The organism is Promicromonospora sp. NPDC057488 (genome assembly GCF_042802395.1).
GTDB lineage: Bacteria > Actinomycetota > Actinomycetes > Actinomycetales > Cellulomonadaceae > Promicromonospora.
On record NZ_JBHVEG010000020.1, the window covers coordinates 42701 to 58838 of the forward strand.

A 16138-nucleotide genomic window follows, 5' to 3' on the forward strand; every position below is an offset into this window, starting at 1 on the left:
GCGCCCGCCGCTACTCGCCCAGCCGCTTGAACGGGCTCGTCGAGAACACGACCTCGACCGCCACGCCGAAGTACTCCGCGATCCGCAGCGCGAGGAACAGCGAGGGGCTGTACTCGCCCCGTTCGAGGTAGCCCACGGTCTGGTAATGCACGCCGAGCGCGTCGGCGAGCTCCCGTCGCGAGATACCGCGTTCGGCACGCAGCATCGCGATGCGGTTGTGGACGACGTCGGACTGCTCCGCCACCAGCTCAGTACCCCTTGGCCATGTAACGCTCCCGCGCCGCCGCCACTGTGGAACCCGACTCCCTGCGGGCCATCCTGCGAAGCACGATCGGCGCGAGCACCATACCCACAACCGCCCAGAGACCGAGCACCGCGAACATCTCGAACGTGCGCCACGACTCGCCGATCTCGGCGGTGACCATGCTCTCCGGGAGCATCGCCGACCGGGCGCCCAGCCCCAGCCAGTAGTAGGGGAACGCCTGGCCCACCCACTGCAGCCACTCGGGCAGGGCGGTGATCGGGTAGAAGATCCCGGACGGCACGATCAGGAGCATCGAGCCCAGGAACAGCAGCCCGGTCTGCGAGGCACTCTTGAGCAGCGACCCGAGCGCCACGCTGATCGGCACGGTGGCGATCATCCCGACCAGGAAGACCAACGCCAGCAGCAGGACGGTGCGGCCGTCCAGCCGCAGCTCGCTCGCGACCGTGACGGCGGGGATGACCAGGACGAGCAGGCCCACGAGGGTGGTCAGCGCGAACATGAGGATCTTGCCGACCAGGTAGCCCACCATGCCGTTGGGTGTCGCCTTCGCCCGGAGCAGCGTCCCGTCCTCCCGGTCGACGGCGATCGTGCTGGCGGGCCCGGTGAGTCCGCCGAACGCGATGCTCATCCCGACGAGGCTCGGCAGCACCATGGCGCCGAGCGCGAAGTCCGTGCCGGGGACCGTGCTGCCCCGCATGAACAGCAGGACCACGGCGTAGATGACGGGGAACGCCAGGATCCAGACGAGGTCGCTCGCGCTCGTGATCGAGTACTTGGTCTCGAGCCAGCCCCGGGTCAGCCCGGCGCGGACGGCAGCCCCGCGCGCGTCGTTCCGCGTGCTCCTGGACGTCGTCACGGTCGCGCTCATGGCTGCACTCCTTCACTCTGCTCGGCGCGGTCCGGCTCGGCCTGGTCCGGCTTGGCCTGGCCGTCCTCGGCCTGGTCCTGCTCGGCCTGGCCATCCTCGGCCTGGCCATCCTCGGCAGGGCCCGGCGCGGCGCCGTCCGACTCTGGTCGGTAGGTCTCGGCGCGGTGCACGAGCGCCATGTAGGTGTCCTCGAGGCTGGCCCGCTTGACCTCGAGGTCGGTGACGTCGGGGTCGCCGGCCAGCAGCTGACGGACGAACCCGGTGGGGTCGCCCTCGGCCACGGCGTGGACGTTCCGGTGCCCGCCCGAGGTCCAGCGCACCTCCGCCTGCGTGGTCAGCTCGCGAGCCAGCTGTTCGGCCGACCCGTTGGCCACGACCGTGCCGCCGTCGAGCACGAGGATCCGGTCCGCGAGCTTCTCGGCCTCGTCGAGGTCGTGCGTGGTGAGCAGGACCGTCGTGTTCTCGAAGTCGGCCAGCCGGTGCACCAGGTCGTGGAACTCACGACGGGCGTGCGGGTCGAAGCCCGCCGTCGGCTCGTCGAGGAACACCAGCTCCGGACGCCCGACGATTCCGATCGCCACGTCCAGCCGGCGCCGCTGCCCTCCCGAGAGCGTCTGGACCTTGGCGTTGGCCTGTTCCGCCAGGCCGACCACCCTGATCAGCTCTTCCACGTCCCAGGGCCGCGACACCTCGGGTGTCGAGTACGGGACGTAGAACCGCGCGAGGTACCCGAGCAGGTCCCGCACCCGCCACCGGCCGTGGTCGCGCCACGACTGGAGCACGACGCCCAGCCGCGCGCGCCAGGCCTCGTCCCCGTGCGCCGGGTCCTGCCCGAGCACCAGGACCTCGCCGGCCGACCGCATGCGGAAGCCCTCGAGGATCTCGATCGTGGTGGTCTTGCCGGCGCCGTTGGGCCCGAGCAGCGCGACGACCTCGCCACGCCCCGCGGTGAAGGACACGCCCTTGAGCACGTCCTTCGTGCCGTATCTCATCCGTAGGTCGCGCACGTCGAGCGCCACGTCGCTCGACGGCCGAGGTCCGTTCCGTGCACTCATCACACTCTCCGTACCAGCCATAGCAGTGATGCTACATTCCGTATCTGGACCACGTCATCCCATTTATCGCGTGCTGTCCTCTGACCCGGCTCCCTCCGGGCCGGCGCTCTGCGGCCCGGACTCCCGCGGACCGGACTCCCTCGATCCAGACTCCCGCGGACCGGCCCGCGCGGTGGCACGCGCGCTCCCGAGCACCCCCGCCGGGCCGACCGCCGCACGCGTCGCGGCGACCCGCACGACGCCGCCGTCGCGCACCTCGCACGACGAGAGCTCGGCGCCGTTGCGCGTCACGGCGGCGCCCGCCGTACCGCAGGGGTCGAACCCGTCGCGCAGCGCGGTCGCACCGGCGAGCGCCCCGAGGTCCGCTGCCGCCTGCACGGCACCGCGGGCGTTCTGGGCCGCCCCGAGCGCCGCGATGCCGACCGCGAGCAGCAGGATCGCGGCGACGATCCCCAGCACCAGGACGGTGCCGGCGCCGCTCTCGGAGTCGGTGCCCTTCTCTGGCCCGGGCGGCACATCCTCCGCCCGTCCGAGACCGCGCTGCCGCCGCCTCATGGCTCGACCCATGCCGTCGCCTTCCCCGTGGCCCGCAGCGGCCCGGTCACCCAACCGCCCGAGACCGGCCGCGTGACGGTCACCCGCACCCACTCGCCCTCGTGGTCCAGCGACATCCGGGCCTCGGACCCGCCCACCCGGGCGACGGTCGCCGCCACCGCGGACGCCTGCTCACCGATCGCCACCGCCCGCGCCCCCGCGCGGGCCGCGTCCATGGCGCGCATCTGCGCCGTGGACGCGGCCGCGAGGGTGAGCACGGCGACGAGCACGAGGACGACGACCGGCAGACCGATGGCCAGCTCGGCCGTGACGGTGCCGCGTTCCGGCTCACGTTCCGTCATGGTCAGCCGGTCGTCAGCGCCGACTGGATGAGCGACGTGAGCATCCCCTTCACGTCACCGCCCTTGAGGACAGCCATCAGCGCGCCGGCGAACGCCGCCGCGGCGAGTGTCGCGATCGCGTACTCGGCCGTGGCCAGCCCCCTCTCCGACCCCTGCTCGTCGTCCTCCGTCCGCCGCCGGTCATCCGGCTCGGGACAGGCCACCGCTGTCGTGATCGTCATGTCTTCCCCTCCTGCTCAGCCCTCGTCCAGCCTCTCGGCACGGACGCGGGCACCCTGTACGGCCCGCGGCTGCGGGCCCCGTCCACCGCGTGGCGGACGGCGACGGCGCGCTCGCGCGCACCGAAGTTCTCGTTCCCGGCCTGCTCACCCCCTGAGCAGGTCGATGCCCAGCGCCAGCAGCACCGGGACCAGACCCACCAGCACGAAGGCGGGCAAGTAGCAGACGCCGAGGGGCAGCACGAGCCGCACACCGAGCCGAGCGGCCGCCGTACGGGTCGCCGCGCTCCGCTCGTGCCGCACCTCCGCCCCGGCAGCACGCAGCGCCTCGCCCGGCGCGGCACCGTCCAACCAGGCGCCGCGCAACGCACGGACCATCGGACCCAGCGCGACCGGCGCCTGAGCCCAGGCCCGCTCCCAGGCGGAGCCGAGCACGAGCGCGTGGGCCGCCCGGTCGAGCACCGGACCGTCCGCACCACGAACCGCAGCACCGACCGCCTGGAGCGCGCGCGGCACGCCCGCCCCGGACCGAAGGGCTGCTGCGACGAGCTCCAGCACCACCGGAACGTCGACGCCGGGCCGCTCGGCGCCACGGGCCGCGGCCACCAGCCGGTCCGACCAGAGGCGGCCGACCACCAGCAGCACCAGGCCCGTGCCGACCGCGACCGTGCCGATGCCTCCGTCCGTCGCCGTGCCGACCGGGTCGGCGCCGAGGACCCAACCCAGGAAGCCGCCGGCGACCGGCAACCACATGAGCAGCCGGCCAGTCGTGCGCGGCCCCGCGAGCGCCGTGTCCCGTTCGGCGCGCGCCTCGGCCTCCGCGACGAGGGTCCCGGCGACCTGCTCGAGCACCCGCCCGAGCGGTGCGCCGACGTCGAGCGCGAGCCGGGTGGCCGCGACCACCGCCTCCGCGTGCCAGGCCCCGAGCACCCGGCCGAGCGCATCGGCGTCGGGCACGCCCGCGAGGTCCGCACTCACACCGGCGGCCCGCGACCAGGCCGCTCCGGGTGGCGATCCCGCCTTGAGCAGCGCGACCACCTGCAGCACGACCACCCGGACGTCCCCGCCCGCCGGCCGCCCGGCCGCTCCTCTGCGGCTGGGCCGGATACCCGCCTCCGGATCGGCCCCAGCCACTCGGACCACGACGTCGGCCGGGCGGACATCAGTGACCAGGCCGGCGGCACGAGCGCCCGGGCGGCCCAGCACCTCGACCACCCGACGCCCGCCGCGCTCCAGCACCAGCCAGAGGCCGACCGCGACGAGCAGCCCCACGCCGAACGACTCCACGACTCTCACCACGGCCCGTACCTCCCCACCAGCTCGCTCCACGCGGCCGGGTCGGTGGGGCAGCGCTCGCCGCCGTCCCACCACGCGGCTGGGCGCACCTCCAGCTCCCCGCCCCGGCCGCGTCCCACCAGCCCGACCTCCGCCAGGTACCGCGTGCCCTGCCTGCGCCTGAGGTGCAGCACCACGTCCAGGGCGCCCGCGGCCTGCGCGGCGACCGCCTCCCGGGTCATCCCGGCCAGGCCCGCGAGCGCCTCCAGCCGCGCGGGCACCACGGCGACGGCGTTGGCGTGCAGGGTCGCGAAACCGCCGTCGTGCCCGGTGTTCATCGCCATCAGGACCTCGCGGACCTCAGCGCCGCGGCACTCGCCGAGCACGATCCGGTCGGGCCGCATGCGCAGGGCGTTCCGCACCAGGTCGGCGAGGTCGACCGCCCCCGCGCCCTCGACGTTGGCGCGCCGGGCGGCCAGGTGCACCACGTGCGGGTGCGCGGGTCGCAGCTCTCGTGCCTCCTCGACGGTCACCACTCGTTCGTCGTCGGGCACCAGGGAGAGCAGGGCGGCGAGCAGCGTCGTCTTGCCGCTGCCCGTACCGCCGCTGATCAGCACGTTCGCCCGCCTCCGCACGAGCGCCCGCAGGAGTCCGGCCCACTGCCGTGGCAGGGCGCCGCCGGCCACGAGCTCGTCGATCGTGAACGCGCGGGTGCGCAGCACGCGGAGCGAGATCAGCGCGCCGGACTCCGCGAGGGGCTCCAGCACGGCGTGCAGCCGGGTGCCGTCAGGCAGCCGCGCGTCCACGGTCGGGCAGGCGTCGTCGAGGCGCTGCCCACCCAGCGTGGCCAGGCGGACGGCAAGCGCCCGTACGTCGGCGGCTGAGCCCAGGCCGAGCGCGACCCGCTCCAGCCCCGCGCCCCGCTCAACCCACACGTCGCGCGGGCCGTTGACGAGCACGTCGGTCACGTCGGCTGCGTCGAGCAGCGGTTGAAGCAGGCCGGCGCCGGTGAGCTCGGCCCGCGCGGACCGCTCCAGGTCGCGCAGCGCGTCGGACCCGAGCACCCGCCCGGAGTGCCGGACCGCGTCGCGCACGGCGGCGCCCGCGCCGGTGCGACCGGTCGCCAGCCGCGCACGGACGTCGTCCAGCAGGGACGCCTCCACCGCGCGGCCGTGCACGACACCGTCATGCACAACGCCGCCGCTCACAGCGCGGCCGCCAGGTCGTGCGCGAAGCGGCCGAGCACGGTCCGGCCCGACAGCGCGGGACCCTCTCCACGGTCGATCGCCCGGGCCAGCCCGGTGTCGCGGCCCACCGCCCCGGCGACCGGCAGCCCGAGGGCTGCGCCGACGTCGTCCTGGTGGACAGCTCCGGGCGCGGGACCGCGGGCGACCACCCGCAGGTCGGTCGCGCCGGCCCCGCGCAGCGCGTCCCGGACCCGCTGCGCCCCGACGGTCGCGGGCAGGGTGAGCGGCACGACGAGCAGCGCCGTCTCGCAGGCCGCGAGCAGGGCGCGCACCGCCAGTCCGCCACCGGGCTCGGGCCCGTCGTCCGGCCCGGACACACTGTCCCGCCGGGTCGTGCTCCCCCAGGCCCCGGGGCGCGGCAGGTCGAGCACGAGCGTCTCGCCCGCACGCACCAGCCCGCGGCAGACGCCCAGCACCACGTCGTCGTCGGGCGGCGTGCCGGACGCAGTCGCGCTCAGCACGGGCACCGCACCCCAGCGGGGCAGCGCCGCGACCACCCCGACCCCGTCGACCTCACCACGCGCCTCGACGAGGTCCGGCCAGCGCGCGCCACGGACGCCGTCGGACCCGAGCAGCAGGTCCGTCCCTGGACCGTGCGCGTCGAGATCCACGAGCGTGGCCCGCTCCCCGCCGCGGCGCAGACCGTGCGCCACGCAGGCGGCGACCACCGACGCGCCCGCGCCGCCGCACGCCCCGACCACACCGATCACTCGACCCGGTTCCGGCCGGACACCACCCATCGTGCTGACCATCGCGCCTCCTCCGCCCGACCCTGTTCCGGGCACTCACCCGGCTTCCGCGATCAGGTTGGGCGCTGGGACCCGTGTCTCGCCGACCACTTCGAGGCGGCTGTGCACGAACGGCGAGAACTGGTGCCTGTGGTCGGGCTCGTCGGCCCGTCCCGCCGTGCGGAGGGTCTGCCGTCCGGCCGGACGAGTTTCATCCAGTTGGGCGAACACTCGATCAGGAGGCCACTTCGATGGACCGCCCCCGCTAGGCTCGTCGCGTGACCGAGCAGGTGCCCCAGACCGCTTCTCGACCGCTGTCGCACGCCCCGCGTACCGCCGCGTTCTTCGACCTCGACAAGACGATCATCGCCACGAGCTCGTCGGCGGCGTTCTCGAGGCCGTTCCTGGCGGGCGGGCTGCTCTCGCGCGCCGACGTGCTGCGCAGCGCCTACGCCCACTTCGTCTTCATGATCGGCAACGCCGACGCGGACCAGACCGAGCGGATGCGCGCGCACCTGTCGTCCCTCGTGACCGGCTGGGACGTGGAGAAGGTCCGGCAGATCGTCACCCAGACCGTGCACGAGCTCATCGACCCCTACGTCTACGCCGAGGCAGTGGAGCTCATCGAGGAGCACCACGCGGCAGGTCGGGACGTCGTGGTGGTCTCGGCGTCCGCCGCGGTGCTGGTGGAGCCCATCGCGGCCGTGCTCGGCGCGGACCACGTGCTGTCCACGCAGATGACGGTCGAGGACGGTCGCTTCACCGGCGAGATCGACTTCTACAACTACGGCGACAACAAGGCGGTGGGCGTCCGGCGGCTCGCCGTGAGCGAGGGGTACGACCTGGCGCAGAGCTTCGCCTACTCGGACTCCATCACTGACGCCCCGATGCTGGCGGCGGTCGGCCACGCCTTCGTGGTCAACCCGGACCGGGTCCTGAAGCGCCGGGCCGCGCAGTCCGGCTGGGGCGTGCTCGCGTTCACCCGCCCGATCGCGCTGCGCCCCCGCATCGAGCCGCTCCCGCTCCTCGCGGTCGTGGGCACCGTCGCGGTGGGCGTCACCGTGTGGCTGGTCTGGCGGGCGGCCCGACGCCGCTCGCGGCGCCGCTCGGCCTGACGCCGCAAGTAATCCGTCGACCGACGCCGACGCCATCCGGCATCCTCGGTCCTATGTCGTCGAACTGAGCGCGAGACCCGCCGTGCGCCGCCGAGCGCACCGCTCCGTCCTGCCCTTCGACGATCGGTGAACCATGACCTTCTCAGTGCGCCCCTACCTGCCCGCGGACGAGCCGGGCTGGCTCCGCTGCCGCGTGCTGTCCTTCCTGAGCACGCAGTACTACGACGACGTGAAGCCGAGCCGCACCGCCTTCGACCTCCCCGCCGTCAGCGTGGTGGCAGAGGCCGACGACGGGACGATCGCCGGCCTGCTCGACATCGAGATCGATGGTCCTGCCGCGACGATCGACACCGTCGCCGTCCACCCCGACCACGCCCGCCAGGGCATCGCGACGGCGCTCCTTGACGCCGCCCTCACGCAGGTCCGGGAGGCGGGGGCAACCGTCCTCGACGCCTGGACCCGCGAGGACCAGGCCGCGAACGCCTGGTACCTCGGATCGGGATTCGTCGAGAACTTCCGCTACCTGCACGTGTACAAGCACGGCGACGAGCCGGCGGACGGCTTCACGACGCCGGACGGGCTCTCGGCGCCGGTGATCGCCTTCCTGCACGCGGACATCGTTCGTGAGGCTGAGATGCGCGCACGGTTCGCTCGCGTGCACGTCTGCCGCCAGTACCTGCGACACCTCTGAGCCCCGCACATCCGCACCAACAAGCCAATCCGCAAACCGCACCCCACCGCCCACCCGGACCGCATCAGGTCAAGGATCGGTAAGGCCGAAGATTTTCCCCGGGAATTGTGCGCATGACAGGAATTGGCAATTGTGAAGATCAGCGCGCTCAGGTTGCTTTTGTGACGAGTAGGCAGTGTGATTGTGTTCACAGCAAGTATTCAGGGCGGCAGGGACCGTGCCCTGGGTCGAGAAGGCGTCAGCCCGATCGACAGCGAGCGACGTGCACGGTCAACCCCGTCCAGCTGGTGAGAGCGGAACCCGGCTTGAGGATGCTCCCGGATTCCGTGCTCGTAGGCCGAGATCTCGCCACCGCAGTGGCCGGGCCCTCGCACTTCCGGATCGCGAACGGAAAATGCGAGGAGCCCGGCCGCACGGCGAATCGTTTCGCGGAATGCACGCCGGCCGGAAAAGAATCACCACGCCCAGCATTCTCCAGGCGTCGAAACGCCGTCAGCCGTGATTCCCGCTCACCGCCGAGCCGAACTCACCGCTCTCCCGGCCCACAAATCCGGCGCCGCAAAACCCGCGCAAAATTGGGCACAGCACGGCACGGCCCAGAACATCAGCTCCCGCGCCGCAAAACCCGAGCACCCGCGTACCAGCACCCCCGCCCCGCAGCCCTCAGCACATCACCGCCACCGCGCCCGCGAGTACTGCGGCTGCACCCCCACGCCGGCGTCCACGGGAACCGTCCCGATCTCCTCGCGCAGCGTGTGCGCCGCCCGCAGCGGCCAGTGCGGGTCGCGCAGCGCCTCCCGGCCGATCATGACGGCGTCCGCCGAGCCCTCCACAAGGATCTGCTCGGCCTGGACCGGGTCGCTGATGAGGCCCACCGCACTGACCGGCAGCCCGGACACCTCGCGCACCCGGCGCGCGTACGGCACCTGGTACCCCGGTCCGACGGCGATCGACGCGGGCGCCACCCCGCCGGTCGACACGTCGATCAGGTCCGCGCCGAGCGGGCCGAGCCGCTTGGCGACGGCGGCGACGTCGTCCACCCCGAGGCCCTCGTCCAGCCAGTCGGTCGCGGACAGCCGCACCAGCACGGGCAGGTCCTCGGGCCAGGCGGCACGTACGGCGCCCACCGTCTCCTCGACGAGCCGCGAGCGCGCCTCGGGCGACCCGCCGTACTCGTCGGTCCGCGAGTTGGCGACGGGCGACAGGAACTGGTGCAGCAGGTAACCGTGGGCCGCGTGCACCTCGACCGTGTCGAACCCGGCCTCGCGCGCTCGGCGCGTGGCGGCCGCGAAGTGCTCGGGCACGTCCGCCACCTGCTCGGGGGTCATCTCCGCGGGGATCTCGAATCCCGGGTACGGGACCGCGGACGGCCCGACGGTCGCCCAGCCGCCGTCGGCGAAGGGCACGCTGCCCTGCTCCACGGCCCACGGCCGGAAGGTCGACGCCTTGCGCCCCGCGTGCGCGAGCTGGATGCCGATCTTCGCCCCGCGCGCATGCACGAAGTCCACGATCCGCTTCCAGGCAGCCGTCTGCTCGTCGTTCCAGATGCCCGTGTCCTGCGGCGAGATGCGCCCCTCGGCGACGACGGCGGTCGCCTCGGTCAGCAGCAGCCCGAACCCACCGGCGGCACGCGCGCCGAGATGCACGAGGTGCCAGTCGTTCGGCAGGCCGTCGTCCGCCGAGTACTCGCACATCGGCGCCAGCCAGGCGCGGTTGGGCAGGGAGAGGCCGCGGAGGGCGACGGGTTCGAAGAGGAGGCTCACGTCAGCCCCCAACGTGGCCGCTGGGCGCCCCATTCCGGGGCTGCCGACCGACGTCTCAGGAAGTGACACCCATTTGTGAGGGGTGTCACCGTCCGGGACTACACTCACCGACCAGAGAGAACGTCAAGGCAGCCCCAAGCACCTGCCCGAACGAACGCGAAGACGCGCACCGGAGGTCACCGTGACAGACACCAACCCGACGACGGGCTCGGCAGCCAGCCCCAGCCTCGAGAACCTTCTGCACGAGACCCGGAGCTTCCCGCCCAGCGCGGAGTTCGCGGCTCAGGCGAACGCACAGGCCGACCTGTACGAGAAGGCGTCGGCCGACCGCCTGGAGTTCTGGGCCGCGCAGGCCCGGGAGCTCGTGACCTGGAAGAAGCCGTTCACCGAGACCCTTGACTGGAGCGGTGCCCCCGTCGCGCGCTGGTTCGCCGACGGCACGCTCAACGCCGCGTACAACGCGGTGGACCGGCACGTCGAGGCCGGGAACGGCGACCGGGTCGCCATCCACTTCGAGGGCGAGCCGGGCGACACCCGCACGGTCACGTACGCCGACCTGCAGCAGGAGGTGTCCCGCGCGGCCAACGCGCTCACCGCCCTGGGCGTGCAGACCGGCGACCGCGTGGTCATCTACCTGCCCATGCTCGTCGAGTCGGTCGTCGCCATGCTGGCCTGTGCCCGCATCGGCGCCGCGCACTCCGTCGTCTTCGGCGGCTTCTCCGCCGACGCGCTGCGCAGCCGGATCGCCGACGCCGAGGCCACCCTGGTCATCACGGCCGACGGCGGCTACCGCCGTGGCGCGCCGTCCGCCCTCAAGCCGGCCGTCGACGAGGCGCTCGCCCCGAAGGAGGGCGCCGAGCCCACGACGGTCCGCAACGTGCTCGTCGTGCAGCGCACCGAGCAGGACGTCGAGTGGGTCGAGGGCCGGGACGTGTGGTGGCACGAGGCCCTCGCCGCCGCCTCCGACCAGCACGAGCCCGTTGCGGTCGAGGCGGAGCACCCGCTGTTCATCCTGTACACCAGCGGCACCACCGGGAAGCCGAAGGGCATCCTGCACACCACCGGCGGCTACCTCACGCAGGCCGCGTACACGCACAAGAACGTGTTCGACCTCAAGCCGGAGACCGACGTCTACTGGTGCACCGCCGACGTCGGCTGGGTCACCGGCCACTCCTACGTGGTCTACGGGCCGCTCGTGAACGGCGCCACGCAGGTGCTGTACGAGGGCACGCCCGACACCCCGCACCGCGGCCGCTGGTGGGAGCTCATCGAGAAGTACAAGGTCTCGATCCTGTACACCGCCCCCACCGCGATCCGCACCTGCATGAAGTGGGGCGACGACATCCCGGGCGGGTTCGACCTCTCCTCGCTGCGCGTGCTCGGCTCGGTGGGCGAGCCCATCAACCCCGAGGCGTGGATGTGGTACCGCCGCGTGATCGGTGGCGACAAGGCCCCGATCGTCGACACGTGGTGGCAGACCGAGACCGGCGCCATCATGATCAGCCCGCTCCCGGGCGTCACCGCGACCAAGCCCGGATCGGCACAGGTCGCGCTGCCCGGCATCGCCGCGACCGTGGTCGACGACGAGGCCAAGCCCGTGCCCGACGGCGGGGGCGGCTACCTCGTGCTCTCCGAGCCGTGGCCGTCCATGCTCCGCGGCATCTGGGGCGACCTGGAGCGCTACAAGGAGACGTACTGGTCCCGGTTCGACGGCCTCTACTTCGCCGGTGACGGCGCCAAGAAGGACGAGGACGGCGACATCTGGCTGCTCGGCCGCGTGGACGACGTGATGAACGTGTCCGGGCACCGGCTGTCCACCACCGAGATCGAGTCGGCGCTCGTGTCGCACGAGATCGTGGCGGAGGCCGCCGTCGTCGGCGCCGCGGACGAGACCACCGGCCAGGCCGTCGTCGCGTTCGTGATCCTGCGCGGCAGCCACGCCGGCCGGGCCTCCACGCCGGAGGGCGCCGCCGAGGTGCAGAAGGAGTTGCGCGACCACGTCGGCAAGGAGATCGGTCCGATCGCCAAGCCGAAGAAGATCCTCGTGGTACCGGAGCTGCCCAAGACCCGGTCGGGCAAGATCATGCGCCGCCTGCTGCGCGACGTCGCCGAGGACCGCGCCGTCGGCGACGCGACCACGCTGGCCGACTCCTCCGTGATGGACCTGATCACGGCGGGCCTGGCGGCGCCGTCGGCCTCCTCGGAGGACTGACCGCTTCGCTCGGGCATCCTGCCCGCGCGTCGGTCGAGCTTGTCGGGACCCCGGTCTCGACAAGCTCGACCAACGCCGGCCCGACCCGCGAAAAACGCCCCGGCGTCGGCGGGATCGTGCTGGAGGGCGACCCGCCCTCCCCGGTCGACCCGCCGTCCGGCTGCCCGTTCCACACGCGCTGCTGGCTCGCGCCGACCCTGCCCGAGGCGCGGGACGGGGCCGCCGCGTCGTCGGCGGACGGCGCCGGGGCGGACCGCGCGGACGGCGTCGTCCCGCATCCGGGCCTGCGCCTCGTCCCGTCCGTGTGCGAGACGGAGGTGCCCGCCCTGGTCACCCGGGGTGCCGCGCCGGACCACGTCACCGCCTGCCACTTCGCGCGCGAGCTCACCGCCCCCGGGACCGGCGCATGACGCGCGTCCTGGTGGTGCTGAACTCGTCGACCAGCTCGATGGGCCGCCTGGAGCAGTGGCTCCCCGAGGCCGGGCTCGACCCGGTGCTCACGCCGGCCGCGGAGCTCCCCGAGACCCTCGACGGGTTCGGGGGCGTGGTCCTGCTGGGCGGCGGTTTCATGCCGGACGACGACGCCGGGCACCCGTTCCTGGCCCGCGAGCGTGCGCTGACCAACCAGGCGCTGGCCGACGGCGTGCCGCTGCTCGGGCTGTGCCTCGGCGGGCAGCTCCTGGCGCACGTCACGGGCGGCGGCGTCACGGCGCGGTCGGGCGAGACGGAGCGCGGCATGTGCGCGCTCACGGTGCTGCCCGCCGCCGCGGACGACCCGGTCTTCGGCGACCTGCCGGGCATTCGCGGCCTGTCCGGCGGGCCGGACGGCCCGCTGTGGATGATCGAGAACCACGAGGACTCGGTGACGGCGCTGCCGCCGTCGGCGACGCTGCTGGTGACCAGCGACGCCTGCCGCAACCAGGCGTTCCGCGTGGGCGAGGCGGCCTGGGGCCTGCAGTTCCATCCCGAGGCGCGACCGGAGCGGATCGCGACCTGGGACGAGGCCGCGCTCTCGGAGCAGGGCATCGACCGGGCGGTGCTGGCCGAGGCGGCCCTGCTGCACGCGGCCGAGAACGAGGCGCAGTCGAGCGCGCTGGTGCGCGCCTGGTCCGACGTCGTGCACGCGACGGCGAAGTAACGACGAGAGGACGAGCACGCACATGGTCTCGACAGGGACGCACAGCGACGGGGTGCCGGTGGTGGCGTACCGGGTGGCACGAGCCTCGGGCGAGGTGCTGGCCGCGCGGCAGGACGACCTGGACCTCTACGCCGCCTCCACCGTGAAGCTCGCGGTGCTGGTGGCGGCCGCGCGAGCGCTCGACGCCGGCACGGTCCGTCTCGACGACACGTGCGTCGCGACCCGCACCTTCACGTCGCAGGTGCCCGGCGCGGGCGAGTACACGATCGAGCCGGACGACGTCGACGACGGCCTGCCGCCCGACGGCACGCCGATGCCGCTGGGCGACGTCGTCGACCGGATGGTCACGGTGTCGTCCAACGAGGCGACCAACATGGTGGTCGAGCGCGTGGGCATCCCCGCCGTGAACCAGGTGCTGGCCGACGCCGGTGCCACCCGGTCGATCTTCGGCCGCAAGTACTCGGACCTGGCCGCCGAGAAGGCGGGCGCGTCGCACACCACGACTGCGGCCGACCTGTGTCTGCTGATGTCCGCGCTGGTCACGGGCGCGCTCGCGAGCCCGGAGCGGACCGCCTGGATGTGCGAGCTGCTCGGCCGTCAGACCGACCGGCAGCTCACCGCCGCCGTCCCCGGCGGTGTCCCCTTCGGCTCGAAGTCCGGCTGGGTGGACGGGATCCGGCACGACGTCGCCTTCGTGGGCGAGCCGGGTCCGGACGCCCTGGTGGTCGCGGTGTGCACGCGCGGCTACGACGAGCAGGCCGCGGAGGAGACGCTCAAGGCGCTGGGGGCGCTGGCGGTCGCGCTCGCCTCTTTCGAGGTCTAAGTTTCTTCGCTTTCGGCCGCGCCAGAGCGAAGAAACCTAGGCTTCGAAGGAGACGGGCGCCGCAACCCCCGGCCGACGGCCGGGGGTTGCCTCCACACATCTCCGTACTATTGAATGCGGGTGCAATAGTGGCGAGCCAAGGGGGGCGACGTGCTGACCACCAGTGCCGAGGAGGGCCGCGCCGGCGGCCTCGCGCAGGTCGACCGCAAGGAGAACCTGCTCAACCAGGGCTTCTACCTCGTCCGCTCGGGCGTGCTGGCGCCGGGCCTGCGCGTGCACCGCGACGTGGGCGCCGTCTGGCAGCTCGTCACGTGGGGTCCGTCGATCGCCGGCGGCTACCGCGCCAGCACCGTCCGCGCCCCGCACCAGACCGCGTTCGCGGACGAGCAGCGCACCGCGACCTTCCGCGAGCTCGACGAGCGCGCGAACCGCCTGGCCAACGCCCTGCGGGACCGCGGCGTCGGCGTCGGGTCCCCCGTCGCCGTGCTGTGCCGCAACCACGGCGGCCTGATCGAGGCCATGGTCGCGCTGGCGAAGCTCGGCGCGACCACGCTGCTGCTCAACTCCGGCCTCTCCCCCGCGCAGGTCTCCGCCGTCGTCGCCGAGCAGCACCCGGTGCTGCTGCTCGCCGACCAGGAGTTCCTGGACCAGGGCCCCGACCCGCCCTCCGGCCTGGGCGTGCACACCACCTGGGCCGACGACGGCGCCTCCGGCCTGGCCGAGCTGGTCGCGTCCGGCGACCCCGCCCGGGTGCCGATCCCGGAGCGGCCCGGCCGCACCGTCGTCATGACCTCGGGCACCACGAGCACCCCGAAGGGCGCGCGCCGCCCGCAGCCGCACGGGCTGAGCGAGGCGGCGTCGCTGCTGTCCGTCATCCCGCTGCGGGCCGGCGACCGGATGATGATCTCCACGCCGATCTTCCACACCTGGGGGCTCGCGGCGCTGCAGCTCGGCATGGCGCTGCACGCCGAGCTGGTGCTGCCCCGGCGCTTCGACCCCGAGACGACCCTCCGCATGATCGCCGAGCACCGGGTGACGGCCCTGATCGCGGTCCCGGTCATGCTGCAGCGCATCCTCGACCTGCCCGCGGCGGTCAAGGCCCGCTACGACACGTCGTCGCTGCGCGTCGTCGCCTACTCCGGCTCGGCCATGCCCGCCGAGCGGATCACGCAGTTCCTCGACGAGTTCGGCCCGGTGCTCTACGGCCTGTACGGCTCGACCGAGGCCTCGTGGGCCTCTATCTCCACGCCCGAGGACCTGGCAGCGGAGCCGACGACGGCGGGGCGGCCACCGCTCGGCACCCGCATCGGCATCCTGGACGACGCCGGCCGGCCGGTCCCGCAGGGCGACGTCGGCCAGATCTGCGTGGGCAACGGCATGCTGTTCGAGGGGTACACGAACGGCACGGGCAAGCCGATGTTCGGCGACCTGATGGCCACGGGCGACCGCGGCCGGCTCGACGCCGAGGGACGGCTCTACGTGCTGGGCCGCGCCGACGACATGATCGTCTCGGGCGGCGAGAACGTGTTCCCGCGCCCGGTGGAGGACGCGATCACGGCCCAGCCCGAGGTCGCGGACGTCGCGGTGTTCGGCGTGCCCGACGAGCGGTTCGGCCACCGGTTCGCGGCGTACGTGGTGCTGCGCGAGGGCGCGACGCTCACCGCGGAGGCCCTGCTGGACCAGCTCCGGGCGGAGCTCCCGCGCTTCTCGCTCCCCCGCGACATCCACTTCCTGGACGAGCTCCCCCGCAACCCGACGGGCAAGGTCGTCCGCCGGGAGCTCCCCTGACCGCGATCCGCTGATCACCCCATCCCCTTCGAGGCCTAAGTTTCTTCGCTTTGCGC

17 protein-coding genes are annotated in these 16138 nt (G+C 73.3%); 7 read left to right on the forward strand and 10 right to left on the reverse strand.

From position 1 onward, the window contains the following. Window positions 1–10 precede the first annotated feature (10 nt). The 9 genes from ACFU5G_RS06490 to ACFU5G_RS06530 form a co-directional block, all read right to left on the reverse strand. The gene (locus ACFU5G_RS06490; protein ID WP_377241948.1) at window positions 11–244 is read right to left on the reverse strand and encodes a helix-turn-helix transcriptional regulator; all 234 of its coding nucleotides are present in this window, start codon (window positions 242–244) and stop codon (window positions 11–13) included. Window positions 245–248: 4 nt separating this feature from the next. Continuing rightward, window positions 249–1133 (reverse strand): ABC transporter permease, encoded by an 885-nt coding sequence (locus ACFU5G_RS06495; RefSeq protein ID WP_377241950.1) that lies wholly within the window; start codon window positions 1131–1133, stop codon window positions 249–251. Next, window positions 1130–2188 carry an ATP-binding cassette domain-containing protein gene (locus ACFU5G_RS06500; RefSeq protein WP_377241952.1) on the reverse strand — a complete coding sequence of 353 codons (1059 nt, stop codon included), beginning with the start codon at window positions 2186–2188 and terminating at the stop codon, window positions 1130–1132. Before ACFU5G_RS06500 ends, ACFU5G_RS06495 begins: the two co-directional genes overlap by 4 nt. 63 nt (window positions 2189–2251) lie before the next feature. Continuing rightward, complete coding sequence (locus ACFU5G_RS06505) at window positions 2252–2755, reverse strand: Rv3654c family TadE-like protein (protein ID WP_377241954.1); 504 nt, start codon at window positions 2753–2755, stop codon at window positions 2252–2254. Then, entirely contained in the window at window positions 2740–3084 is a 345-nt protein-coding gene (locus tag ACFU5G_RS06510) for a TadE family type IV pilus minor pilin (RefSeq protein ID WP_377241956.1), read from the reverse strand. Before ACFU5G_RS06510 ends, ACFU5G_RS06505 begins: the two co-directional genes overlap by 16 nt. 2 nt (window positions 3085–3086) lie before the next feature. After that, window positions 3087–3305 (reverse strand): DUF4244 domain-containing protein, encoded by a 219-nt coding sequence (locus tag ACFU5G_RS06515; protein WP_377241958.1) that lies wholly within the window; start codon window positions 3303–3305, stop codon window positions 3087–3089. A 144-nt stretch (window positions 3306–3449) separates the two neighbouring features. Continuing rightward, window positions 3450–4601, reverse strand: coding sequence for a type II secretion system F family protein (locus ACFU5G_RS06520; protein WP_377241960.1), 1152 nt, complete (start codon window positions 4599–4601; stop codon window positions 3450–3452). Further along, entirely contained in the window at window positions 4595–5770 is a 1176-nt protein-coding gene (locus ACFU5G_RS06525; RefSeq protein WP_377241962.1) for a TadA family conjugal transfer-associated ATPase, read from the reverse strand. The genes ACFU5G_RS06520 and ACFU5G_RS06525 overlap by 7 nt, the downstream gene beginning before the upstream one ends. An 11-nt stretch (window positions 5771–5781) precedes the next feature. Next, on the reverse strand, window positions 5782–6576 hold the full coding sequence (locus ACFU5G_RS06530; RefSeq protein WP_377241964.1) for a pilus assembly protein FlpE: 795 nt from the start codon (window positions 6574–6576) through the stop codon (window positions 5782–5784). Between the two features lie 254 nt (window positions 6577–6830). On the opposite strand from ACFU5G_RS06530, the gene ACFU5G_RS06535 reads away from it, so the two are divergent. After that, window positions 6831–7667, forward strand: coding sequence for an HAD family hydrolase (locus tag ACFU5G_RS06535; RefSeq protein ID WP_377241966.1), 837 nt, complete (start codon window positions 6831–6833; stop codon window positions 7665–7667). A 133-nt stretch (window positions 7668–7800) separates the two neighbouring features. Continuing rightward, entirely contained in the window at window positions 7801–8358 is a 558-nt protein-coding gene (locus ACFU5G_RS06540) for a GNAT family N-acetyltransferase (protein ID WP_377241968.1), read from the forward strand. Between the two features lie 671 nt (window positions 8359–9029). Here ACFU5G_RS06540 and ACFU5G_RS06545 read toward each other — a convergent pair. Beyond that, the gene (locus ACFU5G_RS06545; protein ID WP_377241970.1) at window positions 9030–10121 is read right to left on the reverse strand and encodes an NADH:flavin oxidoreductase/NADH oxidase; all 1092 of its coding nucleotides are present in this window, start codon (window positions 10119–10121) and stop codon (window positions 9030–9032) included. A 181-nt stretch (window positions 10122–10302) separates the two neighbouring features. On the opposite strand from ACFU5G_RS06545, the gene acs reads away from it, so the two are divergent. From acs to ACFU5G_RS06570, 5 genes are all read left to right on the forward strand, one after another. Continuing rightward, window positions 10303–12333, forward strand: a complete 2031-nt coding sequence (gene acs / locus ACFU5G_RS06550; protein WP_377241972.1) for an acetate--CoA ligase — start codon at window positions 10303–10305, stop codon at window positions 12331–12333. 116 nt (window positions 12334–12449) lie between these two features. Further along, the gene (locus tag ACFU5G_RS06555; RefSeq protein WP_377241974.1) at window positions 12450–12743 is read left to right on the forward strand and encodes a hypothetical protein; all 294 of its coding nucleotides are present in this window, start codon (window positions 12450–12452) and stop codon (window positions 12741–12743) included. Next, on the forward strand, window positions 12740–13471 hold the full coding sequence (locus tag ACFU5G_RS06560; RefSeq protein ID WP_377241976.1) for a type 1 glutamine amidotransferase: 732 nt from the start codon (window positions 12740–12742) through the stop codon (window positions 13469–13471). Before ACFU5G_RS06555 ends, ACFU5G_RS06560 begins: the two co-directional genes overlap by 4 nt. A 22-nt stretch (window positions 13472–13493) precedes the next feature. After that, window positions 13494–14294, forward strand: coding sequence for a serine hydrolase (locus ACFU5G_RS06565; RefSeq protein WP_377241978.1), 801 nt, complete (start codon window positions 13494–13496; stop codon window positions 14292–14294). Window positions 14295–14444: 150 nt separating this feature from the next. Beyond that, entirely contained in the window at window positions 14445–16082 is a 1638-nt protein-coding gene (locus ACFU5G_RS06570) for an AMP-binding protein (protein WP_377241980.1), read from the forward strand. Window positions 16083–16138 lie beyond the last annotated feature (56 nt).